Source organism: Sphingobium sp. SG1, from assembly GCF_057063145.1.
Map to the genome: position 1 here is coordinate 136,676 of NZ_JBVVOJ010000001.1, position 23,040 is coordinate 159,715.

Genomic DNA, 23,040 nt, shown 5'->3' on the forward strand with positions numbered 1-23,040 from the left:
CTCAGGGCGCTGCATATTCGGGTTTCAACCCTTCGCGGGCCTTGGCGTCAAGCCGATTGGCGACATCCCCCTCCGCGAAGACCGCCGCTGCGCGCCAGGCGTAGCGGGCTTCGTAGCGACGGCCAGCGGTCCACAGTGCGTCGCCCAGATGTTCGTTGATCGTGGCATCGCCGGGCGCCCCGGCTGCGGCGCGTTCCAGCACCGGGACTGCGCCCTTGACGTCCCCGGTCACGAACTTGGCCCAGCCGAGCGAGTCCGTGATCGACGCATCCTGCGGCTTGAGCGCACTCGCCTTTTTCAGCAAATCCAGTGCAGCATCGACATTCTGCCGCCGTTCGATCTGGGCATAGCCGAGATAATTGAGGATGACCGGTTCATTCGGGGCCATGATGGCCGCCTTTTCCAGCACCGCGCGGGCTTCGCCCCACCGTTTACCCTGCTCCAGCGCGCTACCTTCAAACAGCAGCAATGCCCAAGGCAGGCTGTCAGCCGAATAGCCTGCCTGCGCACGATGGAAAGCCGACGCAGCGCCGTCAAAATCTCCCGAATCCGCCAACAATCGTCCAAGTCTTACAAGACGTTCCGGCTCGGCATTGGGAGCCGAAGCCAGGCTTTGTGCCAGTGCAATCGCGCCATCGCGATCCCCCGAGGCCGCCAGTGCCTCGACCAGTTCCGCCTGGGCGAGCGCGCCATACCAGCCAGTGACTGGCAGCTTGCGCGCTTCCGCCGCCGCATAATTGGCGAGATCACCCGCCACCAGCAGTTTCGCCGCCACCAGATGCGGCTCGGCAGCGGCCGGATCGGCAAAGGTCGCGATCCGCGCCAGGCGAATACCCAGCGCCGTGCCTGTTTCATCGGACGCGATGTCGACCGCGAGGCGGGCCAACAATTGGGCAAAGCCCTGCCTGGGCGTGAAGGGCGCGGCAATCGCTCCCGGCACCTTGCCGCGGCCAACGTCCGCACGGGCCTTGGCGAAGCTCGCCTCATCGGCGGGCAGCAAGGCCAGGGCATCCGCCTTCGCCCGGCGCCCGGCCAGTTGCGCGGCGAAGGTCAGGCGCAGCGCTTCGTCATCCGTCACGCGTAAGGCCAAGGCACGGCGCATCGCGCCAATCGCCTCTTCCTTGTCGCCCCGCGCCATGGCCTGCAACGCCAGATGTTCGTCAAGATAGCGGGCGCCCAGCGCCCCGAACTTGTCCTTGCCGTCGATGACGGGCGCCACATAGCGGCGCTGGCCCAGCGATATCCAGCTCTGCACGATCGGGGCGAGGAAGGAGAAATTGCCCTCCTCCACCAGTCGGTCGGTGAAGGTCTGCGCCGCCGCCCAATCCTTGCGCCCCAATGCGTCGCAAATCCGCAGCAAGGTGCCGTCGCGCGGCAGCATGCCGCCCTCGTCCAGCAACGCGGCCGATTGCAGCGCCAGCGGCATGTCGCCGCTTTCCAATGCCTGGACATAGGAACGGCGGGCAATGGCAAGGCTGGTCGGATCGCCGGCGAGGGCGACACGATAGCTGTCGACCGCAACGCCCAGTGCACCTTCGCCATCGGCAAGGCGCGCGCGGGCATAGGCATGCAAGGCCATATCGGGATCAACCGATGCGCCGGCCGCAGCCGGCAGCATCAGCAACAGTCCTGGAATCAGGCCCTTACATGTTCGGATAATTCGGTCCTCCACCGCCCTCGGGCACGACCCAGTTGATATTCTGGGTCGGGTCCTTGATGTCGCATGTCTTGCAGTGGACGCAATTCTGCGCGTTGATCTGGAAGCGAGGCTCCCCTTCATCCAGACCGACCACCTCATAGACACCGGCAGGACAATAACGCTGAGCCGGCTCGTCATAAAGGGGCAGATTGTAGGAAATCGGGACCGACGGATCCTTCAACTGCAGATGGACCGGCTGGTCCTCCTCATGATTGGTGTTCGACAGGAAAACCGAGGACAGACGGTCGAAGCTGATAACGCCATCGGGCTTGGGATAGGCGATCTTCTCGCACTGGTCCTTGCGCCACAATTTCTCGCAATCGGGCTTGTGCTTCATGGTGAAAGGCAGGCCGATCTTGAGCGTGCGCATCCACATGTCGATGCCCGCCAGCAGCGTGCCGATGGTGTTGCCGAACTTGGCCAGCAGCGGCTCGGCATTCTTCACCAGCTTCAGTTCGTCCGCGATCCAGCTGGAACGCAGGCGATCCTCATAATCGTGCAGCACGTCGCGCGCCCGCTCGCCCTGGATCGCCTCGAACGCGGCCTCGGCCGCCAGCATGCCCGACTTCATGGCGGTATGGCTGCCCTTGATGCGCGGCACATTGACGAATCCGGCCGAGCAACCGATCAGAGCACCGCCGGGGAAGACCAGCTTGGGGATCGACTGCCAGCCGCCCTCGTTGATCGCGCGCGCGCCATAGGAAACGCGGCGACCGCCCTCCAGGAACTTGCGGATTTCCGGATGCTGCTTCCAGCGCTGGAATTCCTCGAACGGATAGAGATGCGGGTTGCGATAGCCCAGGCCCACGACGAAGCCGAGCGCAACCTGGCCATTGGCCTGATGGTATAGAAAACCGCCGCCATATGCGTCAGTTAGCGGCCATCCCTGCGTATGGATGACAAGGCCCGGCTGATGCTTGGCGGGATCGATGTCCCACAATTCCTTCATCCCCAGACCATAGACCTGCGGCTCGCAATCGGCCTCCAGGTCGAACTGGCGCTTGAGGATCTTGGTCAGGTGGCCGCGCGCGCCCTCCGCAAAGAAAGTATATTTGGCGTGCAGTTCCAGGCCCGGCTGATAGTCCGCCTTGCGCTCGCCATCACGGGCAATGCCCATGTCGCCGGTCGCGACGCCCTTCACGCTGCCATCCTCATTGTAGAGGATTTCGGCAGCGGCGAAGCCGGGGAAGATTTCGACGCCAAGACCTTCGGCCTGCTCCGCAAGCCACCGGCACAAATTGCCCAGCGATCCGGTATAGGTGCCCTTATTGTGCATCCAGCCCGGCGTCATGATGTGCGGTATCGCCATCTTGCCGGCCTTGGTCAGCATCCAGTGCTGATTGTCGGTCACCGGAACGTCGGCCATCGGGCAGCCCTGCTCCTTCCAGTCGGGGATCAGTTCATCCAGCGCCCTGGGATCGACCACCGCGCCCGACAGGATATGGGCGCCGATTTCCGACCCCTTTTCCAGCACGCAGACGGCCAGTTCCTGCCCGGCGGCATTGGCCAATTGCTTCAGCCGGATCGCTGCAGACAGGCCAGCCGGTCCCCCACCGACGATGACGATGTCATAGGGCATCGAATCCCGTTCGCTCATAATCCCTCCATAAAGGCGCCCGCCAGCACATGTCCGGCCATCCGGTCGCCTTATTACTCCAACGTTTTGACATTCCACGCGATGAAGATTCTTGACCCTCGCGTCAACCTCTGGCCCAAGGGCATCGTGATGCGGGGATTAGAGCGGGACTTTGGAGCCGCAGCGCCTGACGCCTATCTGGCGTGGTGGTCGCTGGCGGGGGTGGACGGCGCCGTAGCGGAAGCACCAGTCAACTGGTTGCGGCCGCAGCCGACGCGCGCCCAGCTGGCCGAGCAGGCTGCGAAGGCCTTTGCTCCGCCGCCGCCCGAAAAACCCAAGACGCTCGACGCCTATCTCGAATGGCTTGCCAGTGATTCGGCCCAGCCCGAACGCAAATGGCCCGGCACCCCGATCCTGCCGACCGGCCCGGCCGAAGCATCGCTGATGGTCATCACCGACATGCCTGACATGGCAGATGCCGGCGCGGGCCATTTGTTCGCCGATCGCGCGGGCGCTCTGTTCGATGCCATGATGCGGGCCATTGGCCTGCGCCGTGACGATATCTGCCTGGCCTCGCTGTTCACCGTCCGCCCCGCCGGCGGCATGGTGGAGGCCAGCGATCTGGCCCATGTCGCCGATCGCATCAGGCTCCATGTCCATCTCGCTGCGCCGCGCCGCCTGCTCCTGCTGGGCGATCGGACGGCCCGTGCGCTGCTTCCGACCGATGGCGCCGACCGGCCCGCCGGTTTACGCCCCTTTAACCATGATGGCGGCACTGTGCCCGCCATTGCCACATTCCATCCGCGCCTGCTGCTCAGCCAGCCCGCGGCCAAGGCGGAATGCTGGCGCGCCCTGCAAAGCCTGATTGAGGAAGATCGCCCGTGATTCGCGTTGCAACCCGCATTTCCAGCCTTGCCCTGCTCAGCATGAGCGCGGCGCTGGCGATCCCGGCCGGCGCCAAGGCGGCCGAAACCCTCCCCACCTTGCCGACCAGTTCCACCGCCGGAACGCCGCTGCAGCTATCCGATGGCGACAAGGCGCGCTACAACGCCATCTTCGCTGCCCTGCGCGACCAGAAATGGTCGGATGCCAAGGCGATGATCCTGGCACTTGACCCGCAGGATGCGGTCCGCCCGCTCGCCCTGTCGGAACTTTATCTTGCCAAGGGATCGCCGCGCGTCGAGCTGTTCGATCTGCTCGACCTCGTCAACAAGGCAGCCTGGCTGCCCAAGGCCGACCAGCTTTCCCGTTTGGCGCAGAAGCGCGGCGCGACCATCCTGCCCGATCTGCCGCAGGTCCAGAAGCTGGTATGGCTCGGCTCGGCACCCCGCCGCCAATATGTCAGCGGCAGCAAGACGGACGTGCTGGCCCAGAGCCTGTCGGCCCAGATCCTGACCTTCATCAAGAATGACGATCCGGCCGGCGCGGAAGGGCTGCTTGCCGCCGGCGAAGCGGGGCTGACGCCCGAAGGCCTGACCGAGGTGCGCCAGCGTGTTGCCTGGGCCTATTATATCGAAAGCGACGATCTCAACGCGCGCCGCATGGCCGCTCGCGCGCTCGAAACCCGTACCGGTGGGGACTGGACCGTGCAGGCCCACTGGACGACGGGCCTTGCCGCCTGGCGCCAGAGTGACTGCCGCGCTGCCGCTCCAGCCTTCGCCAATGTCGCCGCGCTGGCGGGCGACGCGGACATGCGGGCAGCCGGCGCCTATTGGGCATCGCGCGCCTATATGGTCTGCGGCGAGGCCGAGAAGGTCGAGAATATGCTGAAGCTCGCGGCCCGGTCCGACGAGACCTTCTATGGCCTGCTCGCCCGCGAAAGCCTGGGCATGCCGCTGGGCGGCGCGACCATGAACGCGCGTTTCAGCGACAATGACTGGCGCCAGCTCAAGGACAGCCCCAATGTCCGCAGCGCGATCGCGCTGGCCGATATTGGCGAGAATGGCCGCGCCGACGAGATTTTGCGCTATCAGGCGAAGCTGGGCGGCACCGCCCAATATGATGCGCTGCTGCGGCTCGCCAGCGCGCTCAACCTGCCCGCAACTCAGCTCTGGCTCGCCCATAATGGCCCGGCCGGCAAGCAACCCGACAGTTTCGCCCGCTTCCCGGCGCCGGCCTGGCGACCGGACGGCGGCTGGCGCGTCGACCCGTCGCTGATCTACGCCCATACGCTGCAGGAATCCGGCTTCCGTTCGGACGTCGTCTCCAGCGCCGGCGCCCGCGGCCTGATGCAGGTGCGCCCCGGAACCGCCGGCGATGTCGGCCTGTCGAACGCATCGCAATTGTTCGTGCCGTCCACCAACATGGAATATGGCCAGCGCTATCTGGAATCGCTGCGCGACATGAGCGCGACCGGCGGCCTGCTGCCCAAGGTGATGGCCGCCTATAATGCCGGCCCGCTGCCGGTCGAACGCTGGAACAGCGAGGTGAAGGACAAGGGCGATCCGCTGCTGTTCATCGAGTCCCTGCCCTATTATGAAACCCGCGCCTATGTGAACATCGTCATGCGCAACTATTGGATGTACCAGATCCAGGCAAAGGGCGAGGCGGATTGCCTGACCGGTATGGCGCAGGGCATGTGGCCAACCTTCCCCAATGCCAAGGGCGTCAAGCTGGTGCGCCTCAGCAAGGCCGATGGCCGGGCGATGATCGCCGGCGGATCGGACTGATGCCGATCGATGAGGGCCGGACCTTCCTGCCCGTCCGCATCGCCGTCCTGACCGTTTCCGACACCCGCACCTTGGCCGATGACCGGTCCGGCGACACGCTGGTCGATCGCCTGACCGGCGCGGGCCATATCCTGGCCGACCGACTGATCGTCACCGATGATCGCAGTGCCATCATCGCACGCCTTCACGCCTGGATCGACGATCCACAAGTCGATGTGATCCTGACCACTGGCGGTACCGGCGTCACCGGCCGCGACGTCACGCCCGAGGCACTGGCCCAGGTGCAGGACAAGGAAATTCCCGGTTTCGGCGAACTGTTTCGGTGGCTCAGCTATCAGTCGATCGGCACCTCGACCATCCAGTCTCGCGCCACCGCCTGCGTCGCGCGCGGCACCTATATCTTCGCGCTGCCCGGCTCGACCGGCGCCGTGCGGGATGCATGGGACGGCATTCTCGCCAGCCAACTCGACAGCCGGTTTCGCCCCTGCAATTTCGTCGAGCTGATGCCGCGTCTTATCGAGCGCTAAACGCTCTCACTTCTTGAGCGTGGGCGCCGGGTTCTCCTTGAAGAATTTGCTGAGTTCGCCGAGCATCACTGACCACCAGTCGACCACGTCGGCGAAATTCTCCTGGTTGAGACCGCCGATCGTGCTGACGTCATAGGACACGTCCAGCGTCTTGTCGTCGGCCAGCGACATCTGGATGAAGCGCTTGGACTGGTTCCACTTGTTCGCCAGTTCGACCGTGTTGCCGCCATCATCCGCGAAATTGATACCGAACTGCAACGAGTTGCAGTCCTTCATCTCTTCGCAGCCATAGAAATAGATGGTGAAATTATAGCCGCTAGCAGCGCTCTCGATCATCGGATTGCCGGTCGACTTGCTCTTCGTCAGCGCCGCCTTGTAACCTGCCGCCTGCAACGCTTCGACCACCGACTGGGGCCGGCTGGCGCAGACCATATTTGCGGCACAATCCGTCGTCGGCGTCGCGGCATCGGCCGCGCCTGCCATCATCATCAGAGCCGGAACAAGCCACCAGGCACGCATGATATTTCCCCCTGCTTTCAAGGGGACAGCCATGACGCGTCGGAAGCGACCTTGTCAATAAGTTCCTGATATGTTCTTATTTCAAAATGGCAAACATCACCGGACGCGGCGCAACGCACAACCAGGCCAGCAGCCGGTTCAACCTGGCCGCGCGCGAGGCGGACGGCGACTGGCTCGACGCGGTGGAGGCGATCGACGGACCGGCCCAGAAACTGCGCACTAGCGTGTCGCTGATTACGCCGCGCACGATCATCTCGCGCAACGCGTCGCCCGACATCGCCTTCTCCCAGTCGATCAACGCCTATGCCGGCTGCGAGCATGGCTGCATCTATTGCTTTGCCCGGCCGACCCATGCCTATCATGACCTGTCGCCAGGCCTGGATTTCGAGACGCGGCTGTTCGCCAAGCCGGATGCAGCGACATTGCTGCGCAAGGAATTGTCGCACCGGAACTATAGCGTCTCGCCGATCGCCATGGGCACGAATACCGATCCCTATCAGCCGATCGAGAAGGATTGGGGGATCACCCGCCAATTGCTGGAGGTGATGGTGGAATGCCGCCATCCGGCGTTCATCACCACCAAGTCCGACCGCATCCTGCGCGACATCGACCTGCTGGCCGATCTGGCGCGCGACAATCTGGTCGCGGTGATGATTTCGGTAACCTCGCTCGATCCCAAGGTCGCGCGCACGCTGGAGCCGCGCGCGCCCCATCCCGAACGACGGATCGCCGCGATTGCTCGCCTGGCCGAAGCCGGCGTGCCGGTATCGGCCAACATGTCCCCGATCATCCCGGCGATCAACGATCATGAGATCGAACAGGTGGTGGCGCGGCTTGCCATGGCCGGCGCGCAGGACGTCAACTACATCCTCGTCCGCCTGCCGCATGAGGTCGCGTCACTGTTCCGCGCCTGGCTGGAAACCCATTATCCCGATCGGGCCGCCAAGGTGATGGCGATGATCCGCGACATTCGCGGCGGCCGCGACAATGATCCCGATTTCGGTAGCCGGATGCGCGGTCAGGGCGTCTGGGCCGACCTGACCCGCACCCGCTTCATCAAGGCACGACGCAAGGCCAATCTGGGGCAGGCGCGGATCAGCGTCCGCACCGACCTGTTCCGACCGCCCGAGGGCGCGCAGATGCGGCTCTTCTAGAGGTCGATCAAATCTCGACCTGGCTGCCCAGTTCGACCACGCGGTTGGTCGGCAGGCGGAAGAACTCCATCGCGCTTTCCGCGTTGCGGAGCATCCAGGCGAAGATCTTCTCGCGCCACAGCGGCATACCGGGATTGGCCGAAGGCAGCAGCGTCTGGCGTGCCAGGAAGAAGCTGGTGTCCATCATCTTGAACGCCTGGCCGCAGCCGGTCACATTCTTGAGCGCGGCCGGAACATCCGGCTCCTGCATGAAGCCATATTGCAGCACCAGCCGGAAGAAGCCGCGCCCCAGATCCTCCAGCTTGCACCGGCCGTCATCCTCGACCACCGGCACATCCTTGATCTTGACGGTCAGCAGGATCACCCGCTCATGCAGCACCTTGTTGTGCTTGAGATTATGCAGCAGCGCATGCGGCACGCCATCAGGTGTCGAGGTCATGAAGACAGCGGTGCCCGGCACGCGCACGGCGCTGTTGGCGGCCGAAGCCACGAATACCGGGATCGGCATCGCTGCCTCACGCAGCCGTTCCTGCACCAGCCGGCGCCCGCGCGACCAGGTGGTCAGCAAGGTGAAGACGACGAAGCCGATCAGCAACGGGAACCAGCCGCCGTCGGGCACCTTGGTCAGATTGGCCGCCAGATAGGCGCCATCGACCAGGTAGAAGACGGCAAGCAGCGGCGCGGCATAATACCATTTCCAGTGCCACAGCCGATAGAGCACCACGGTCAGCAGCACATTGTCGATGAACATCGCACCGGTGACGGCAATGCCATAGGCTGCGGTCAGGTTGGACGAGGTCTTGAACACCAGCACCAGCAGGATGACCATCACCATCAGGCCCCAGTTGATCAGGGGAATGTAGATCTGGCCGGCCGTCGAGGCGCTGGTATGCTCGATCCGCAAACGCGGCATGAAGCCGAGTTGGATCGCCTGCTGCGTGACCGAGAAAGCGCCGGATATCACCGCCTGCGAGGCGATGATCGCCGCCAGCGTGGCAAGGCCGATCAGCGGCAACTGCATCCATTGCGGCGCGAGATTGTAGAAGGGGCTGTGCAGCGCCGCGGCGCCCTCCCGGAAGAGCAGCGCGCCCTGCCCCATATAGTTGAGCATCAGCGCCGGCAGCACGAAGATCAGCCAGGACACGCGGATCGGGCTGCGGCCGAAATGGCCCATATCGGCATAGAGCGCTTCGGCGCCCGTCACCGCCAGCACGACCGAGCCCAGCGCCAGGAAGGCGGGCAGCGGATCGGTGGCAAAGAACATCACCGCCCAATAGGGATTGAAGGCGTAGAGAATGCCCGGCGTCTTGACGATGCTGAGCACGCCGAGCGACGCGATCGTCACGAAATAGATCAGCATGATCGGGCCGAACAGGGTCGCGACTTTGTTGGTCCCCAGACCCTGGATCCAGAACAGGCCGAGCAGGATCAGCACCGCAACCGGCAGGATCGCCGGCGCGAGGTTGGCGTTATAGACCGCCAGACCTTCCACCGCCGACAGCACGGAAACCGCCGGCGTGATCATCGAATCGCCGTAGAAGAGGGCGGTGGCGAACACGCCCAGCAGCACGATGCCGCGCGACCAGCGCTGCGTCTTGGTCTGCCCGTTGATCAGCGCCAGCAGGGCCAGGCTGCCGCCTTCGCCCTTATTGTCGGCGCGCATGATGATGCTGACATATTTAAGCGTCACGACCAGCATCATCGACCAGAACATCAGGCTGATGACGCCCAATATATGGTCGGGATCGAGGTCGAGATGATGGTGGCCCGCAAAGGTTTCGCGGAAGGCGTAGAGCGGGCTGGTGCCGATATCGCCGAAGACGATGCCGATCGCGCCGACGACCAGCTTGGCCGTGGCTTTCTGGCGGGCATGGCCATGCCCTTCCTGCTCGCCGTCTTCGGGGACGGCGACCGCGCTGTCATCAGCCATGAAGGAAATGCTCGATCATCAATATCATGTCGCAACCCTTGCCAGGGCAATTCTCATTCCAAGGACGGAGCCCAGCAAACCGCCGGCCCCTACCATGGGCACAGGGTTCACGCAATGATCGCCCCGATGCGGATCATCGCGAAGCCGCATCCATCGCCAGCATGGCATCGATACGCGCGATATTGGCCTGCAGTTCCGCTTTGATCTTGCTGCCTTCGGCCGCCGATTGCGCCAGCGGCAACCATTGTTTGCGCGCGGCGTCCAATTGCCCCGCCTGGGCCAAAGCAAGGCCATAGAAATAGCGCGGCGCCGGTCCTTCCGGGTCCAGCCGCAGCGCCTGGCGATAGGCATAGTCCGCCGCCGGCGCGACCACGCCATCGGCATGCGCGACCAGCGCATTCCCCATGCCCAGCCACAGATTGGCGTCTTCCGGCGTCTGCTTGAGGCCGGACAGCAGGACATTGGCGGCCTCCTTGGTCAGGCCGCGCCGCCCGTAGGAATCCGACATGATCAACCATTGGCCGGCCGGGCCATAGCGCTCCGCCAGGCTGCGGCGTCGCTCCGCCAGCTTCTCGTCGAACTGCGCTTCCTTCTCGGCCGCGACCTGTCGCGGTGCGCCGGCAAGGCCGGGATGCCCCTGCCAGGCATAGCCCGCGAGGCCGACCAACAAAGTCGCCGCAACGATCTCCCGCGTCACGCGCGGGATACGCCCGATGAAGCAGAGCACCGCCATGGCCATGATGGCGAGGCCGAAAGCAATGATCCAGCCCGTCATGCCCGCGGCCTCCGCTTGATCCGTCCGCGCATCAACAACAGCCCCAATGACAGCAGGATTATCGGCGCCGCCCATAACGGCCAGAGGATCGGCGCGGCCGTCGGCTCATAGCTGACCCAGTCGCCATAGCGCTCGATCAGCCAGCGCCTGATATGCTCAGGCTCCTCCCCCGACCGGATCCGCTCGCGTATCTCGGAGCGCATGTCGCCAGCCATGCTGGCGTTCGAATCGGCGATCGACTGGCTCTGGCAGGTCAGGCAGCGGATGGTTTCCATCAGCGCCTTCGCCTTGCGCTCCAGCGCCGGGTCATCAAGCTGCCGGTCGGCATAGGGCGCGGGCGGCAGGGCGGTCTGCGCCTGAACCGGCGCTGCCAGCATCAACAGGAGAAGAGAAAGCAGCCCCCTCATCATTGTGCGTCCTTCAGCCGTTGCAGCAACATCGGCACGTCATCGGCGCGGATGTCACCAATATGCTGATAGGCGATCCTGCCCCTGCCATCGATCACGAAGGTTTCCGGCACGCCTGACGAGCCCAGCGCGATCTGCACGCCACTGCGCGCATCCAGGCCAATCCGGCTATAGGGATTGCCGTTGCGCGCCAGGAAGGCGTCGACATCGGGCCGGGCATCGCGGATCGCGATCGCGTCTATCGCCACCCCAGCCTGCTTGAGCGCCATCAGTTGCGGCGCCTCCGCCGCGCAGGGAATGCACCAACTGGCAAAGATGTTGAGCAGGCGCGGCTTGCCATCCGCCAATTGCGTGCTGGCGAGCGCGGGACGATCGCTGGCAGCAGCCGGCAGGGTGAAGGCCGGCAAAGCCTGGCCAATCAGCTTGGAGGTGATGACGCGGTCATCCGGCTTGAACAGGCCGCTTGCGAACAGCGCGAAGAAGCCGAGGAACAGGACAAGCGGTAGCCAGATCAGCAGCTTCCTCATGCCATTGCCTTCCGCGCCCGCCATTTCATTAGCCAGCCGCGCCGTTCCCGCCCGACCAGCGCCAGCAGGCCGCCCAGCGCGATCATGATGCCGCCCAGCCAGATCAGCGTCACGAACGGCTTCCACCAGATCCGCATCTGCCAGCGGCCGGCATCGGCTTCCTGCCCCAGCACGACATAGAGCTGGCCATTCCACCGGGTCAGCAGGGCCGCCTCGGTCGTGGTCGTCGGCGGCGAGGCGAAGAAGCGTGACTGCGGATGGATCACGACCGCGCGGCCGCTGCCCTCCGCAATGACGTCCGCCTGCAACGCCGTCCAATTGTCGCCAGCAAGCGGCAGGATGCGCTGGAAGCGCAGCGTCCAGCCAGCCGTCTCGATGCTGTCGCCCGGTCGGACTGCCACCAGCTTCTCGACCGTGAACGCCGAATCGCAGGCCATGCCCGCCAGGCTGACGGCACAGCCCAGATGGGCGATCACCATACCATAGGTGAAGAGCGGCGTGCGGCGCAGGTTGCGCTTCCACAGCGGTGCCAGCGATCCCACGCCGACGGCCAGCGCCACCACCAGCCCGCAATAGGGCAACAGCCCGATCCGGCCCCAGGCGAGCGCACCAACCAGCACCACGGCCGCCAGTGCGACCGCAGTCGGAACAAGCATGCGCCCGGCCACGGCGCGCACCTGATCCCGGCGCCAGCGGGTAAGCGGCCCCGCCGCCATGACGATCAGCAGGGCGAGCGCGATCGGCCCGGCAATGCGATCGAAATAGGGCGCGCCGACCGACACCTTGTGTCCGAATGCTTCGGTCATCAGCGGGTAAAGCGTGCCGATCAGCACCAGCCCGAGGATCACCGAAAGCAACAGGTTGTTGACCACCAGGAAGGTTTCGCGGCTTACCAGTTCGAACGGCGCGCCCTCGCGCACCGTGCCGATCCGCCAGCCGAACAGAGCCAAAGCGCCGCCGATATAGAGCGCCAGCAAGGCCAGGATGAAGCTACCCCGCTCCGGATCGACGGCGAAGGCATGGACGCTGGTCAATATGCCCGACCGGACCAGGAAGGTGCCGACCATCGACATGGAGAAGGCGACGACGGCCAGCATCACCGTCCAGGCGCGCAGCGCGTCGCGGGTCGCCAGCACGGTCACGCTATGCAGCAGCGCGGTTGCCGCCAACCAGGGCATAAGCGACGCATTTTCGACCGGATCCCAGAACCACCAGCCGCCCCAGCCCAGCTCATAATAGGCCCAATAGCTGCCCGCGGTGATGCCAAGCGTCAGCATCACCCAGGCGGCCAGCACCCAGGGCCGCATGGCGCGGGCGAACGCGGCATCTACCTGCCGCGTCAGCAAGGCGCCGACTGCGAAGGAAAAGGCGACCGACAGGCCAACATAGCCGAGATAGAGCGTCGGCGGATGGAAGGCGAGGCCGGGATCCTGCAGCAGCGGGTTGAGCCCCTGCCCGTCCGCCGGTGCCGGGGAAATGCGAGCGAAGGGATTGGAGGAGAAGAGCAAGAAGGCATAGAAACCGAGGCTGATCGCCGCCTGCGCCCCCAGCGTCGCCATATGCGCGTCGCGCTTCAACGCGCGCTCGAACAGGGCCACTGCGGCTCCAGCGACGCCCATTACCGTGACCCAGAGCAGCATCGACCCTTCATGATTGCCCCAGGTTCCGGCGAACTTGTAGAGCCATGGCTTGGCCGAATGGCTGTTGGTCGCCACCAGCAGCACCGACATGTCGGACCGCAGGAACAGGCTGATCAGCGCGACAAAGGCGGCTGCCGTCAGCACGCCTTGCAAAACAGCGACAGGTCGGACGGCGCCCAGCACCTCGCCCTTGCCGCCCGCCAGCCCCATGCCGACCAGAAACAGCTGGAGCAGCGCGAGGACCGCGGCAAACCACAGGGCGGCGAGACCGGCTTCGGCAATCATGGCGCGGCCTTCATCTCATGCGTGGTTTCATTATAGGTCATGCCGTCCAGTTCGCGCGGCATGTAGCGCTCGTCATGCTTGGCCAGCAAATTGGTGGCGACGAACCGCCCCTGCCGATCAAAAGCGCCCTCCGCGACCACGCCGCTGCCTTCCTTGAACAGGTCAGGCGCGATGCCGCTGAAGGTTGCCGGCACGGTTGCCTTGCCGTCGGTCACGTCGAAATTGATCGTCACGCCATCGGCCGCACGCTCGAGGCTGCCCTTCACCACCATGCCGCCCAGACGGATCGCCTTGCCGGGCTCCACACCCTTGGTCTTCACGTCGTTGGGCGCGTAGAAATAGGCCGCTTCGTCCTTCAGCGCCGATACGGCGAGCAACCCGGCACCGATGATCGCCACCAGCGCTGCGAGCGCCAGGATAAGCCGTTGATGCTTGGCCTTCATGTCCGGTCAGACAGTCGTTCGGCCTGACGTTCCGCCGATCGCATCGCGCGCCAGCTGGCGATGGTGACGATCGCCGTGCCTACGGCCGTCACGGCATAGGCGGCGATCACGAAAGCCCATTGGTTCATCTCTACCCTCTCGTCAGGCGCTGCATCCGCGCCTCGACCTTATTTTGTGCCAATATTGCCCGCATCCGCATCAGCACGATCGCGGCGAACAACAAGGTGAAGCCGAACAGCGTCAGGCCGAGCGGCCAGAGCATCGATCCGTCGATGCTCGATCCGCGCATCGTGATGCTCGGCCCTTGGTGCAGGCTGTTCCACCAGACCACCGACCGATTGATGATCGGGATGTTGATCGCGCCGACCAGGCCGAAGATGGCGGTCACCGGGCTGACACCGCCCTGCCCCTGCCGCGCCGATGCATTGGCCAGGGCGATATAGCCCAGATAAAGGAAGAGCAGCACCAGCATCGATGTCATGCGCCCGTCCCATTCCCACCAGGTGCCCCAGGTCGGCCGCCCCCAGATCGAACCGGTCATCAGGCAGATGGCGGTGAACAACGCACCCGGCGCCGCAATCGCGCGTCCGGCCACGGAAGCCAGCGGATGGCGCCACACCAGTTGCATCAGCCCGGACACGGCGATGCCGGTCCAGCCCGCCATGCCGAGCCACGCGGCCGGCACATGTATATAGAGTATGCGCACCGTATCGCCCTGCAGATAATCCGCCGGCGTCAGGAACAGACCCGAAGCGCAGCCGGCCAGCAGCAGCACGAGGCCGGGCCAGAACAGCCAGCCCGTCATCGGACGGGCGATCTTCAGGAAGCGGGCGGGATTGGCAAAACGGTGCATGAGTACAGGTTTCTTAGCGACACCCGAACGCCAACGCCAGTGGCCGTTTAGCCCATGGAAAAGCCAGCAAAACGCAGCGTTGCCACGATTGGCCACGCTTTTTTGTTACAGGCAGGCGACAAATCGACCGGGAAGGACTATATGCGCGCGAAAGGTCGCCCCAGAGGGGTGGTCAGGAACGGCAATGGACCCGCTCACACCCATGATTACGACGAATCCTTTCGACGACGACAAGTTGCGCGAAGAATGCGGCATTTTTGGCGTATCCGGCGCAGAAACCGCGTCCGCGATGGTAGCGCTCGGCCTTCACGCCCTGCAGCATCGCGGCCAGGAAGCGGCAGGCATCACCAGCTGGGACGGGCATGATTTCCATACCCATCGCGCCATGGGGCATGTCGCCGGCAATTTCGACCGCGACGAGGTGATTCGGGGCCTCCCTGGCGACACGGCCTGCGGCCATGTCCGTTACTCGACCACCGGCGAAACCTCGCTGCGCAATGTCCAGCCGCTCTATGCCGAACTCAATTCCGGCGGTTTCGCGGTTGCCCATAACGGCAATATCTCCAACGCGATGAAGGTCCGCCGCGAACTGATCCGCCGCGGCTCCATTTTCCAGTCGACCTCGGACACCGAAGTCATCATCCATCTGGTCGCGACGTCCAATTATCGCACCCTGCTCGACAAGTTCATCGATGCGCTCAAGCAGATCGAAGGCGCCTATTCGCTGATCGTCATGACCCCCGAGGGCATGATCGCCTGCCGCGATCCGCTGGGCATCCGCCCGCTGGTGATGGGCAAGCTGGGTGATTCGACCATCTTCGCTTCGGAAACCGTCGCGCTCGACGTGGTCGGCGCCGACTATGTCCGCTCGATCGATCCGGGCGAACTCGTCATCGTCACCAAGGATGGCGAAATGCGCTCGATCCGCCCGTTCGGCGAAGTGCATCCGCGCCCCTGCATCTTCGAGCATGTCTATTTCAGCCGCCCCGATTCGATCATCGACAATTCCAGCGTCTATTCGGTCCGCAAGGCGATCGGCGCGCAGCTGGCGATCGAAAATCCGGTCGAGGCCGACTATGTCATCCCGGTGCCCGACAGCGGTGTGCCGGCCGCCATCGGCTATGCGCAGGAATCGGGCATCCCGTTCGAACTGGGCATCATCCGGTCGCACTATATCGGCCGCACCTTCATCCAGCCGGGCGACAAGGTCCGCCACCTGGGCGTCAAGCTGAAGCATAATGCCAACCGTGCCCTCATCCAGGGCAAGCGCATCGTGCTGATCGACGACTCGATCGTGCGCGGCACCACCTCGCTGAAGATCGTGCAGATGATGCGCGAAGCGGGCGCCGCCGAAGTGCATATGCGCATCGCCTCGCCGCCGACCAAGCATAGCTGCTTCTATGGCGTCGACACGCCCGAGCGCACCAAGCTGCTGGCGCACAAGCTGGACATTGGCGGCATGCAGGACTTCATCCACGCCGACAGCCTGGCCTTCATCTCGATTGACGGCCTGTACAAGGCGCTGGGCGAGGCGAAGCGCGCCGACATCCGTCCGCAATATTGCGACGCCTGTTTCACTGGCGACTATCCGACCAAGCTCACCGACCAGGATGAAGCCGTGGTCGAAAACCAGTTCGAGCTGCTGGCAGAACGGGTCTCCTGACCCACGGGCAAGGCCCGACCGGGCGGGGTCGCACGACCCCGCCCTTTCCTTTTCCCACGACGACACCCGGCATCGGTCGGGGCGAACGGAGAGCCGATGTCTGATACCTTGCCGCTGTTCGGAAAACTTGCGCTCGTCACCGGCGCCAGCCGGGGCATCGGCGCCGCGACGGCGGAGGCACTGGCCGCAGCCGGCGCCCATGTGATCCTGACCGCGCGCACCAGCGGCGGGCTGGAAGAGGTGGAAGATCGCATTCACCAGGCCGGCGGCAGCGCCACCATCGCGCCGCTCGACCTGATCGACGGCGAAAGTATCGGCCGCCTGGCCCAGGCCATTTCTGGCCGCTGGAAGGCACTCGACATCCTCGTCCTCAACGCGGCGACGCTCGGGTCGCTGGCATCGGTTCCGGCGATCGATGCCAAGGAATTTGCCCGGCTGCTGATGCTCAACATCGCTGCGCCCCAGGCGCTGATCGCAGCCTTCGACCCGATGCTGCGGGCCAGCGCCGACGCGCGGGTAATTGCCCTGACATCCTCGGTCGGCGCCACCCCGCGCGCCTATTGGGGCGCCTATGGCGCGTCCAAGGCCGCACTCGAAACGCTGGTCGGCGCCTATGGCGAGGAGATGAAGAACATCTCCGCCATCCGCACCCATATCGTCGATCCCGGCGCCACCCGCACCGCGATGCGCGCCCGCGCCTTCCCCGGCGAAGACCCCGCAACGCTCAAGGGACCGGAAACGGTCGCCAGGGCCATCCATGATCTGGTGCTGAGCGATGCCCCGAACGGCCATCGCCTGCGCGTCGTGGGTTAAGCGGCCGACTTCATCAGCGTGACCTGGGCGACATCAATGGTGCCGCCCCGGAAACCACCTTCGCAATACATCAGATAATAGCGCCACAAGCCGACGAAATGCTGGTCGAAACTGGCCGGCAATCGCCCTTCGTCGATCGCCCGATCGAACCGCTCGCGCCAGCGGCGCAGCGTTTCGGCATAATGGTCGCCAAAGTGGCGCACGTCGCGCCATTCCAGCCCGCGTTCCTGCGCCAACGTTCGAAAGCGACTTTCGGATATCAGCATGCCGCCGGGGAAGATGTAGGTCTGGATGAAGTCGGCGCCGCGCGCATAATGATCGAAGATCGCATCGTCGATCAAAATATATTGGATCGCGGCGCGCCCGCCGGGTTTCAGCAGGCGTGCGACCGCATCCAGATAGTCGGGCCAATAATGCTGGCCCACCGCCTCCACCATCTCCACGCTGGCGATGGCGTCATATTGCCCCTGTGCGTCGCGATAATCGGTCAGGTGGATCTGCGCGCCGGACCCCAGCCGGTCGCGCGCATAATCAGCCTGCTCCACCGATAGGGTCAGCCCGTCATATCGGATGGCGCAGCGTTCCATCGCCTGTTCCGCGAGGCCGCCCCAGCCGCATCCGATTTCCAGCAGCGCCTGCCCGTCACGCAGGTCCAGCCGTTCCAGCAGGGCGTCCACCTTGCGCTGCTGCGCCCGCTCCAAGCTTTCGATCCGATCCTCAGGGTTGATGAACAAGGCACTGGAATAATGCATATTCCTGTCCAGCCATAGGCTGTAGAAATCATTGCCCAGATCATAATGGAAGGCGATGTTTCGGCGCGAGCCGTTACGGTTGTTCCGCCGCGCCCAGTGCAACAATCGTCCTGCCCAACGGGCCGGTCCATGGGGCCGAGCAACGCGCCCCAGCGATACGGCGTTGGCCATGAACAGCGCGAAGAGCGGCACCGGATCGGCACTGCGCCACTCGCCCGCCGCCCAGGCGCGATACCAGCCCGCCGAGCCACCCATCGCCAGTCGCACCAAGGCGCGCCAGTCGACCAGGTCCACGACACAGTCGAACCCCGGCCCTCGCCCGCCCAATAGCCGGCGCGTGCCGTCCGGCAAAGTCGCATCCAGCGAGCCCTGCTCCAGTCCCTGGTCGATGCGATCGAGCATGCGATGGAAAAGTGGCGCGAGCAGGCGCGCCCGCCATCCCGGCGTCCGCTCTGCCGGCGGGCGCCGGATCGACAATGCGGCCTTGCCGCGACGGGGGTCGACTGCATTCATCGGGCCTCTTTCTGCCCCATGCCGCGCGTCGCTGCAATCACCCCTTCATCTGGCGATAGGCCGTCAGCGCACGCTCACGCCCCTCGCGATGGCCGATCCGCTTTTCGGGATAGGATGATGGCCTAACCCCATGAAAATCCGGATCATGGATGACGCAATCGTCGAGATGCGCCAATTCCGGCACCCATTGGCGGATATAATCGGCAGCATCGAATTTATCCGACTGGGTCAGCGGCGCCATGATCCGGGTGAAGAGATTGGCATCGACGCCGCTGCCCGCCACCCACTGCCAGTTGACGCTGTTATTGGCGTAATCCGCGTCGACCAGCGTGTCCCAGAACCAGCGCGCGCCATGGCGCCAGTCGATCAGCAGATGCTTGATGAGGAAACTGGCCGCGATCATTCGCACCCGATTGTGCATCCAGCCGGTCTGCCAGAGCTGGCGCATGCCGGCATCGACGATCGGATAGCCGGTTTGCCCCCGTTTCCACGCCGTCCAGTCGCCCCGCGCCTCGCGCAGATCGCGCCAGCGCATGGCGTCGAATGCCGGCTGGGCATTTTCCGATCCATAGGTCGGCAGGGCCCAGATCTGATTATGGGCATAGTCGCGCCAGATCAGTTCCTTGAGATAGACGGTCACGTCCCCCGGCGCCTGCGCCACCCGATGCCAGACCTTGGCCGGCGAAATCTCCCCGAAATGGAGATGCGGGGACAGGCGGGACGTTCCTTCCTGCGACGGCAGATCGCGCGCGACCGCATAGTCGCCCACCTCGCCCAGAAAACTGTCGAGATAGCGCTTTGCCCCCTCTTCGCCCGGCGACCAGTCGGCAGGGAAGCCGCTCGCCCAGTCCGGGTCGCGCGGCAACAAGTTCCAGCCTTCCAGCCTGTCGCTGACCGGCCAGTGCGATGGCGCCTCGATCTGCTGCGGCGCGGGCTGTGGTGGCGCGGGCGGCATGTGCAGCATCACCGCACGGGAAAAGGGCGTGTAGATGCGATAGGGCGTCCCGCCGCCCGTCCGCACCGCCTCCACCGGCAATAGCAGTCCGCCGTCATGAAGTCGCAGCTCAATCTGCCTCGCCACCGCCTTCTCGGCGTTACGCCACCAGGGCTCATGATGGCGGATCGCATGCACGATCTTCGCGCCGCTTTCCTTGGCCACCTGCGCCAGCACATCGGCGCAGCGTCCGCGCCGCAGGATCAATCGCGATCCCTTACCCCTCAGTCGCTCGTCCAGGCTGGCAAGGCTGTGATGCAGCCACCAGCGCGACGCACCACCCATCGCCCATTGGCGCGGGCTTTCATCATCAAGGATATAAAGTGGAATGACCGGGCCGGCCTGCGCGGCGGCGGCGAGCGCCGCCTGATCCGAGAGGCGCAGATCCTGGCGGAACCAGATGATGGTGGGGGATGGCATGACCGCCCAATGCTTGCCTAGCCCCCCGGTTCCAAATGAATTTTCCGCGCCCTTCCGGGAGATGACCTGCAAATCCGATGAATGTCGATTCGGCCAATGGACGCGCGCATCACCGCCGCCTATTCTGAAACCCAATACACTAGCCATGCGCCGCCAACCGGCCATGGCTGCAGCGATGCAGGGGAAAACATGGCGTCGATGCCAGATAATGCAGAACTGAATTACCGGCCGTGCGTCGGGATCATGCTGGTCAACATGGCGGGCAAGGTCTTCGTCGGTCAGCGCCTCGATAATGTCGTGGAAGCCTGGCAGATGCCACAGGGCGGGATCGACGAAGGCGAAGACGCCAAGACGGCAGCGCTGCGCGAACTGGGCGAAGAGACCGGGATCACGCCCGAACATGTCGAAATCATCGCCAAGAGCCGCGACGAGCATTTCTATGATCTGCCGCCTGAACTGATCGGCAAGCTGTGGGGCGGCAAATATCGCGGCCAGCGCCAGATCTGGTTCCTCGCCCGCTTCCTGGGCAAGGACAGCCATATCGATATCCAGACCAAGCATCCCGAATTCCGGGAATGGAAATGGGCTGCGCCCGAAACGCTGCCGGAACTGATCGTGCCGTTCAAGCGCAAGCTTTACCGGGACATATTGCAGGAATTCCACGACTTGATCTGATGGGGGCTTAAAATCCCCGTTCGGTTCGCTATGACAGCGGCATGCGTCACTGTCTGGCTATCCTGCCCTTTCTCTTTGCCACCCAGGCCTGGGCCAACGCGCCTGCGCTGCTGCCGCCGTCCGTCCGCGAGATGCTGGAGGCGGCGATTGCCAATGGCAATGAGACCGAAATTGCGACCGTCGCCAAGATCGCCAAGCAGACCAATCCGCAATCGGCTGACCAGATCCAGCAGATGGTCAACAGCTGGAAGGAACGGACCAAGGCGACCCATGACACGGTGATTCGCGAGGCGCGCTTCACCGAATTATGGACCGGCAAGCTGGAAGCCGGCGGCTTCCGCTCGACCGGTTCGACCAGCGAAATCGGCATCAGCGCCGCGGCGCAGGTCAAGCGCGAAGGGCTGGAATGGAGCCATAAGCTCAGCGCCACGGTCGATTATCGCCGTGCCAATGGCGTCACCTCGCGCGAACGCTACACCGCCAGCTATGAACCGCGCTATCAGTTCGACCCGCGCGGTTTCGCCTATGGCCTGACCCAGTTCGAACGCGATCCCTCGATCGGCTATGACGAGCGCTACACCGCCTCGGCCGGTATCGGTTACAAGGTGATCGTCAGCAAGCCGATCGACCTGTCGCTAGACTTGGGCCCGTCCGTCCGTCATGCCAAATATGTGATCGGGCCGCGCGAAACCAAGCTCGGCGCGCGTGCATCTATGGACCTGGCCTGGCGTCTGGCGCCCAATGTCACCTTCAAGCAGACCGCTGCAGGTTACGCAGAAACTGACGTATTTTCCGTCAATTCTCTGACACAGTTGCAAACCAAGGTGAGCACCCGCCTGTCCGCTGGCCTGTCCTATACGGTGCAGTATGAGTCGGAGACCCTGCTGTCCGCGCGCGACTTCGACACGCTCAGCCGCCTGACCCTCAGCTACGATTTCTGATCGGGGTGGAGCAGGCGCCCGCGCTCTGATAGACCTCCGGGATGAACGGCACCCACCCGCCCGTAACAGCCCCTGAAACCGCCCTGCTGGAACAGGCCGCCGCCGCGCCGATGCTGGCACAGGTCGAGGCATGGGCCAGCATCAACAGCGGATCGCGCAACCTGACCGGGCTCGCTGCCATGGCCACCACGCTCGCCGATGCCTTTTCGGTGCTGCCGGGCGCGATCGACCTGATCGAACCCGATCCGGTCGAAACCGTGGCGCCCGACGGCCGCATATCGGTGATCCGCCATGGCCAGCATCTTCGCCTGACCGTCCGCCCCGATGCGCCGGTCCAGTTGCTGCTGACAGGGCATATGGACACGGTATTTCCCGTCGACCACCCGTTTCAGACGCTTCGCTGGCTGGAACCCGGCATTCTCAACGGCCCCGGCGTCGCCGACATGAAGGGCGGCATCGCCGTCATGCTCGCCGCCCTGACGGCAATCGAGCATAGCGAGGCGACCCGGACGCTTGGCTATCAGGTGGTGATCAACAGCGACGAAGAAGTCGGCAGCCCCTCTTCCGCCGCGCTGCTCCGCCAAGCCGCAGCCGGCAAGCGCGCCGCCTTCACCTATGAACCAGCCCTGCCCGATGGCACGCTGGCCGGCGCGCGCGCAGGCAGCGGCAATTTCTCGATCATCGTCACCGGCCTCAGCGCCCATGCCGGCCGCAATCCCGACGATGGCCGCAACGCGCTGCTCGCGGCCGCCGATCTCGCGCTGCGCCTGAAGGCCGGCAGCGGCAGCGGCTTTTCCTGCAATCCCGCCAAGATCGACGGCGGCAGTCCCAATAATGTCGTGCCCGACCATGCCGTGCTGCGAGTCAATTTCCGCCCGCGCACGCCGGACGATGAAATCGCGGCCCGCGCCCTGCTGGATCGGGCCATGGCCGATGTCGCCCGCGACCATGGCGTCAGCCTGCATCTCCATGGTGGCTTCGGTCGCCCGCCCAAGCCCATGGATGCCAAGGCCGAGCGCCTGTTCGGCCTGGTCCGACGTTGCGGCGCGGACCTCGGCCTCGACATTGGCTGGCGCGACACCGGCGGCGTGTGCGACGGCAACAATATCGCGGCCTGCGGCGTCCCGGTGGTCGACACCATGGGCGTGCGCGGCGGCAGCATCCACAGCGACGCCGAATTTCTGATCAGCGACAGCCTGGCCGAGCGCGCGCAACTGTCCGCGCTGGCGCTGCTGCGGATCGCCCAAGGACAATATTGAGAGAGA

The 23,040-nt window shown here is 64.6% G+C and carries 22 protein-coding genes; 9 read left to right on the forward strand and 13 right to left on the reverse strand.

Translation table 11 applies throughout. The annotated features are described in order from the left end of the window. Position 1: 1 nt before the first annotated feature. Positions 2 to 1,618 carry a tetratricopeptide repeat protein gene (locus tag AC0KVN_RS00575; protein ID WP_435567479.1) on the reverse strand — a complete coding sequence of 539 codons (1,617 nt, stop codon included), beginning with the start codon at positions 1,616 to 1,618 and terminating at the stop codon, positions 2 to 4. A 25-nt stretch (positions 1,619 to 1,643) separates the two neighbouring features. Continuing rightward, a complete protein-coding gene (locus tag AC0KVN_RS00580; protein ID WP_435567478.1) occupies positions 1,644 to 3,296 on the reverse strand; it encodes an electron transfer flavoprotein-ubiquinone oxidoreductase in 1,653 nt (550 codons plus the stop codon). 81 nt (positions 3,297 to 3,377) lie between these two features. Between AC0KVN_RS00580 and AC0KVN_RS00585 the strand changes: the two genes are divergently transcribed. The 3 genes from AC0KVN_RS00585 to moaB are packed head-to-tail and all read left to right on the forward strand — an operon-like array spanning position 3,378 to position 6,471. Beyond that, positions 3,378 to 4,160 carry a uracil-DNA glycosylase family protein gene (locus AC0KVN_RS00585; RefSeq protein ID WP_097383385.1) on the forward strand — a complete coding sequence of 261 codons (783 nt, stop codon included), beginning with the start codon at positions 3,378 to 3,380 and terminating at the stop codon, positions 4,158 to 4,160. Continuing rightward, positions 4,157 to 5,944, forward strand: a complete 1,788-nt coding sequence (locus AC0KVN_RS00590; protein WP_483655217.1) for a lytic transglycosylase domain-containing protein — start codon at positions 4,157 to 4,159, stop codon at positions 5,942 to 5,944. The genes AC0KVN_RS00585 and AC0KVN_RS00590 overlap by 4 nt, the downstream gene beginning before the upstream one ends. After that, positions 5,944 to 6,471 (forward strand): molybdenum cofactor biosynthesis protein B, encoded by a 528-nt coding sequence (gene moaB, locus AC0KVN_RS00595; RefSeq protein WP_435567476.1) that lies wholly within the window; start codon positions 5,944 to 5,946, stop codon positions 6,469 to 6,471. Before AC0KVN_RS00590 ends, moaB begins: the two co-directional genes overlap by 1 nt. Before the next feature lie 6 nt (positions 6,472 to 6,477). Here the strand turns inward: moaB and AC0KVN_RS00600 are convergent, their stop codons facing one another. Then, positions 6,478 to 6,990, reverse strand: coding sequence for a YbjN domain-containing protein (locus AC0KVN_RS00600; RefSeq protein WP_435567475.1), 513 nt, complete (start codon positions 6,988 to 6,990; stop codon positions 6,478 to 6,480). An 86-nt stretch (positions 6,991 to 7,076) separates the two neighbouring features. Between AC0KVN_RS00600 and AC0KVN_RS00605 the strand changes: the two genes are divergently transcribed. Further along, positions 7,077 to 8,144, forward strand: coding sequence for a PA0069 family radical SAM protein (locus AC0KVN_RS00605; protein WP_435567474.1), 1,068 nt, complete (start codon positions 7,077 to 7,079; stop codon positions 8,142 to 8,144). A gap of 7 nt (positions 8,145 to 8,151) precedes the next feature. Here AC0KVN_RS00605 and AC0KVN_RS00610 read toward each other — a convergent pair whose 3' ends face one another. The 8 genes from AC0KVN_RS00610 to ccmC form a co-directional block, all read right to left on the reverse strand. Further along, a complete protein-coding gene (locus AC0KVN_RS00610; protein WP_004207279.1) occupies positions 8,152 to 10,074 on the reverse strand; it encodes a potassium transporter Kup in 1,923 nt (640 codons plus the stop codon). A 133-nt stretch (positions 10,075 to 10,207) separates the two neighbouring features. Then, positions 10,208 to 10,849, reverse strand: a complete 642-nt coding sequence (locus tag AC0KVN_RS00615; RefSeq protein WP_483655218.1) for a tetratricopeptide repeat protein — start codon at positions 10,847 to 10,849, stop codon at positions 10,208 to 10,210. Beyond that, a complete protein-coding gene (locus AC0KVN_RS00620; RefSeq protein WP_161730678.1) occupies positions 10,846 to 11,256 on the reverse strand; it encodes a cytochrome c-type biogenesis protein in 411 nt (136 codons plus the stop codon). The genes AC0KVN_RS00615 and AC0KVN_RS00620 overlap by 4 nt, the downstream gene beginning before the upstream one ends. Continuing rightward, positions 11,256 to 11,783 carry a redoxin family protein gene (locus tag AC0KVN_RS00625; protein WP_235682084.1) on the reverse strand — a complete coding sequence of 176 codons (528 nt, stop codon included), beginning with the start codon at positions 11,781 to 11,783 and terminating at the stop codon, positions 11,256 to 11,258. Before AC0KVN_RS00625 ends, AC0KVN_RS00620 begins: the two co-directional genes overlap by 1 nt. Next, positions 11,780 to 13,708, reverse strand: a complete 1,929-nt coding sequence (locus AC0KVN_RS00630) for a heme lyase CcmF/NrfE family subunit (protein WP_278986730.1) — start codon at positions 13,706 to 13,708, stop codon at positions 11,780 to 11,782. Before AC0KVN_RS00630 ends, AC0KVN_RS00625 begins: the two co-directional genes overlap by 4 nt. Beyond that, the gene (gene ccmE, locus AC0KVN_RS00635; RefSeq protein ID WP_037519924.1) at positions 13,705 to 14,151 is read right to left on the reverse strand and encodes a cytochrome c maturation protein CcmE; all 447 of its coding nucleotides are present in this window, start codon (positions 14,149 to 14,151) and stop codon (positions 13,705 to 13,707) included. Before ccmE ends, AC0KVN_RS00630 begins: the two co-directional genes overlap by 4 nt. Then, positions 14,148 to 14,279 carry a heme exporter protein CcmD gene (gene ccmD, locus AC0KVN_RS00640; protein ID WP_004207286.1) on the reverse strand — a complete coding sequence of 44 codons (132 nt, stop codon included), beginning with the start codon at positions 14,277 to 14,279 and terminating at the stop codon, positions 14,148 to 14,150. Before ccmD ends, ccmE begins: the two co-directional genes overlap by 4 nt. Before the next feature lie 2 nt (positions 14,280 to 14,281). After that, on the reverse strand, positions 14,282 to 15,004 hold the full coding sequence (gene ccmC / locus AC0KVN_RS00645) for a heme ABC transporter permease CcmC (RefSeq protein ID WP_037519926.1): 723 nt from the start codon (positions 15,002 to 15,004) through the stop codon (positions 14,282 to 14,284). A 202-nt stretch (positions 15,005 to 15,206) separates the two neighbouring features. Here ccmC and purF point away from each other — a divergent pair, with 202 nt between their 5' ends. Both purF and AC0KVN_RS00655 read left to right on the forward strand, forming a co-directional pair. Next, positions 15,207 to 16,667: an amidophosphoribosyltransferase gene (purF, locus tag AC0KVN_RS00650; protein WP_017499557.1), complete on the forward strand. Its 1,461-nt coding sequence runs from the start codon at positions 15,207 to 15,209 to the stop codon at positions 16,665 to 16,667. A gap of 96 nt (positions 16,668 to 16,763) precedes the next feature. Then, positions 16,764 to 17,480: an SDR family NAD(P)-dependent oxidoreductase gene (locus AC0KVN_RS00655; protein WP_313394687.1), complete on the forward strand. Its 717-nt coding sequence runs from the start codon at positions 16,764 to 16,766 to the stop codon at positions 17,478 to 17,480. Here the strand turns inward: AC0KVN_RS00655 and AC0KVN_RS00660 are convergent. Together AC0KVN_RS00660 and AC0KVN_RS00665 are read right to left on the reverse strand one after the other, a co-directional pair. After that, on the reverse strand, positions 17,477 to 18,745 hold the full coding sequence (locus AC0KVN_RS00660) for a class I SAM-dependent methyltransferase (protein ID WP_483655219.1): 1,269 nt from the start codon (positions 18,743 to 18,745) through the stop codon (positions 17,477 to 17,479). The genes AC0KVN_RS00655 and AC0KVN_RS00660 overlap by 4 nt on opposite strands. Positions 18,746 to 18,782: 37 nt before the next feature. After that, positions 18,783 to 20,159: a cryptochrome/photolyase family protein gene (locus AC0KVN_RS00665; protein WP_435567473.1), complete on the reverse strand. Its 1,377-nt coding sequence runs from the start codon at positions 20,157 to 20,159 to the stop codon at positions 18,783 to 18,785. Positions 20,160 to 20,348: 189 nt separating this feature from the next. Here AC0KVN_RS00665 and AC0KVN_RS00670 point away from each other — a divergent pair, with 189 nt between their 5' ends. The 3 genes from AC0KVN_RS00670 to AC0KVN_RS00680 are packed head-to-tail and all read left to right on the forward strand — an operon-like array spanning position 20,349 to position 23,034. Next, positions 20,349 to 20,834, forward strand: coding sequence for an RNA pyrophosphohydrolase (locus tag AC0KVN_RS00670; protein ID WP_069337025.1), 486 nt, complete (start codon positions 20,349 to 20,351; stop codon positions 20,832 to 20,834). Between the two features lie 41 nt (positions 20,835 to 20,875). After that, positions 20,876 to 21,775 (forward strand): DUF481 domain-containing protein, encoded by a 900-nt coding sequence (locus AC0KVN_RS00675; RefSeq protein WP_010337856.1) that lies wholly within the window; start codon positions 20,876 to 20,878, stop codon positions 21,773 to 21,775. Between the two features lie 41 nt (positions 21,776 to 21,816). Beyond that, a complete protein-coding gene (locus tag AC0KVN_RS00680) occupies positions 21,817 to 23,034 on the forward strand; it encodes a hydrolase (protein ID WP_483655220.1) in 1,218 nt (405 codons plus the stop codon). The last annotated feature ends 6 nt before the right edge of the window (positions 23,035 to 23,040 follow it).

Bases quoted from the DNA above. Each gene is read 5' to 3' on its own strand.
- AC0KVN_RS00575 (WP_435567479.1), bottom strand. From the start codon at position 1,618: ATGCTGCCGGCTGCGGCCGGCGCATCGGTTGATCCCGATATGGCCTTG.
- AC0KVN_RS00580 (WP_435567478.1), bottom strand. From the start codon at position 3,296: ATGAGCGAACGGGATTCGATGCCCTATGACATCGTCATCGTCGGTGGG.
- AC0KVN_RS00585 (WP_097383385.1), top strand. From the start codon at position 3,378: ATGAAGATTCTTGACCCTCGCGTCAACCTCTGGCCCAAGGGCATCGTG.
- moaB (WP_435567476.1), top strand. From the start codon at position 5,944: ATGCCGATCGATGAGGGCCGGACCTTCCTGCCCGTCCGCATCGCCGTC.
- AC0KVN_RS00600 (WP_435567475.1), bottom strand. From the start codon at position 6,990: ATGCGTGCCTGGTGGCTTGTTCCGGCTCTGATGATGATGGCAGGCGCG.
- AC0KVN_RS00605 (WP_435567474.1), top strand. From the start codon at position 7,077: ATGGCAAACATCACCGGACGCGGCGCAACGCACAACCAGGCCAGCAGC.
- AC0KVN_RS00610 (WP_004207279.1), bottom strand. From the start codon at position 10,074: ATGGCTGATGACAGCGCGGTCGCCGTCCCCGAAGACGGCGAGCAGGAA.
- AC0KVN_RS00615 (WP_483655218.1), bottom strand. From the start codon at position 10,849: ATGACGGGCTGGATCATTGCTTTCGGCCTCGCCATCATGGCCATGGCG.
- AC0KVN_RS00620 (WP_161730678.1), bottom strand. From the start codon at position 11,256: ATGAGGGGGCTGCTTTCTCTTCTCCTGTTGATGCTGGCAGCGCCGGTT.
- AC0KVN_RS00625 (WP_235682084.1), bottom strand. From the start codon at position 11,783: ATGAGGAAGCTGCTGATCTGGCTACCGCTTGTCCTGTTCCTCGGCTTC.
- AC0KVN_RS00630 (WP_278986730.1), bottom strand. From the start codon at position 13,708: ATGATTGCCGAAGCCGGTCTCGCCGCCCTGTGGTTTGCCGCGGTCCTC.
- ccmE (WP_037519924.1), bottom strand. From the start codon at position 14,151: ATGAAGGCCAAGCATCAACGGCTTATCCTGGCGCTCGCAGCGCTGGTG.
- ccmD (WP_004207286.1), bottom strand. From the start codon at position 14,279: ATGAACCAATGGGCTTTCGTGATCGCCGCCTATGCCGTGACGGCCGTA.
- ccmC (WP_037519926.1), bottom strand. From the start codon at position 15,004: ATGCACCGTTTTGCCAATCCCGCCCGCTTCCTGAAGATCGCCCGTCCG.
- purF (WP_017499557.1), top strand. From the start codon at position 15,207: ATGATTACGACGAATCCTTTCGACGACGACAAGTTGCGCGAAGAATGC.
- AC0KVN_RS00655 (WP_313394687.1), top strand. From the start codon at position 16,764: ATGTCTGATACCTTGCCGCTGTTCGGAAAACTTGCGCTCGTCACCGGC.
- AC0KVN_RS00660 (WP_483655219.1), bottom strand. From the start codon at position 18,745: ATGAATGCAGTCGACCCCCGTCGCGGCAAGGCCGCATTGTCGATCCGG.
- AC0KVN_RS00665 (WP_435567473.1), bottom strand. From the start codon at position 20,159: ATGCCATCCCCCACCATCATCTGGTTCCGCCAGGATCTGCGCCTCTCG.
- AC0KVN_RS00670 (WP_069337025.1), top strand. From the start codon at position 20,349: ATGGCGTCGATGCCAGATAATGCAGAACTGAATTACCGGCCGTGCGTC.
- AC0KVN_RS00675 (WP_010337856.1), top strand. From the start codon at position 20,876: ATGCGTCACTGTCTGGCTATCCTGCCCTTTCTCTTTGCCACCCAGGCC.
- AC0KVN_RS00680 (WP_483655220.1), top strand. From the start codon at position 21,817: ATGAACGGCACCCACCCGCCCGTAACAGCCCCTGAAACCGCCCTGCTG.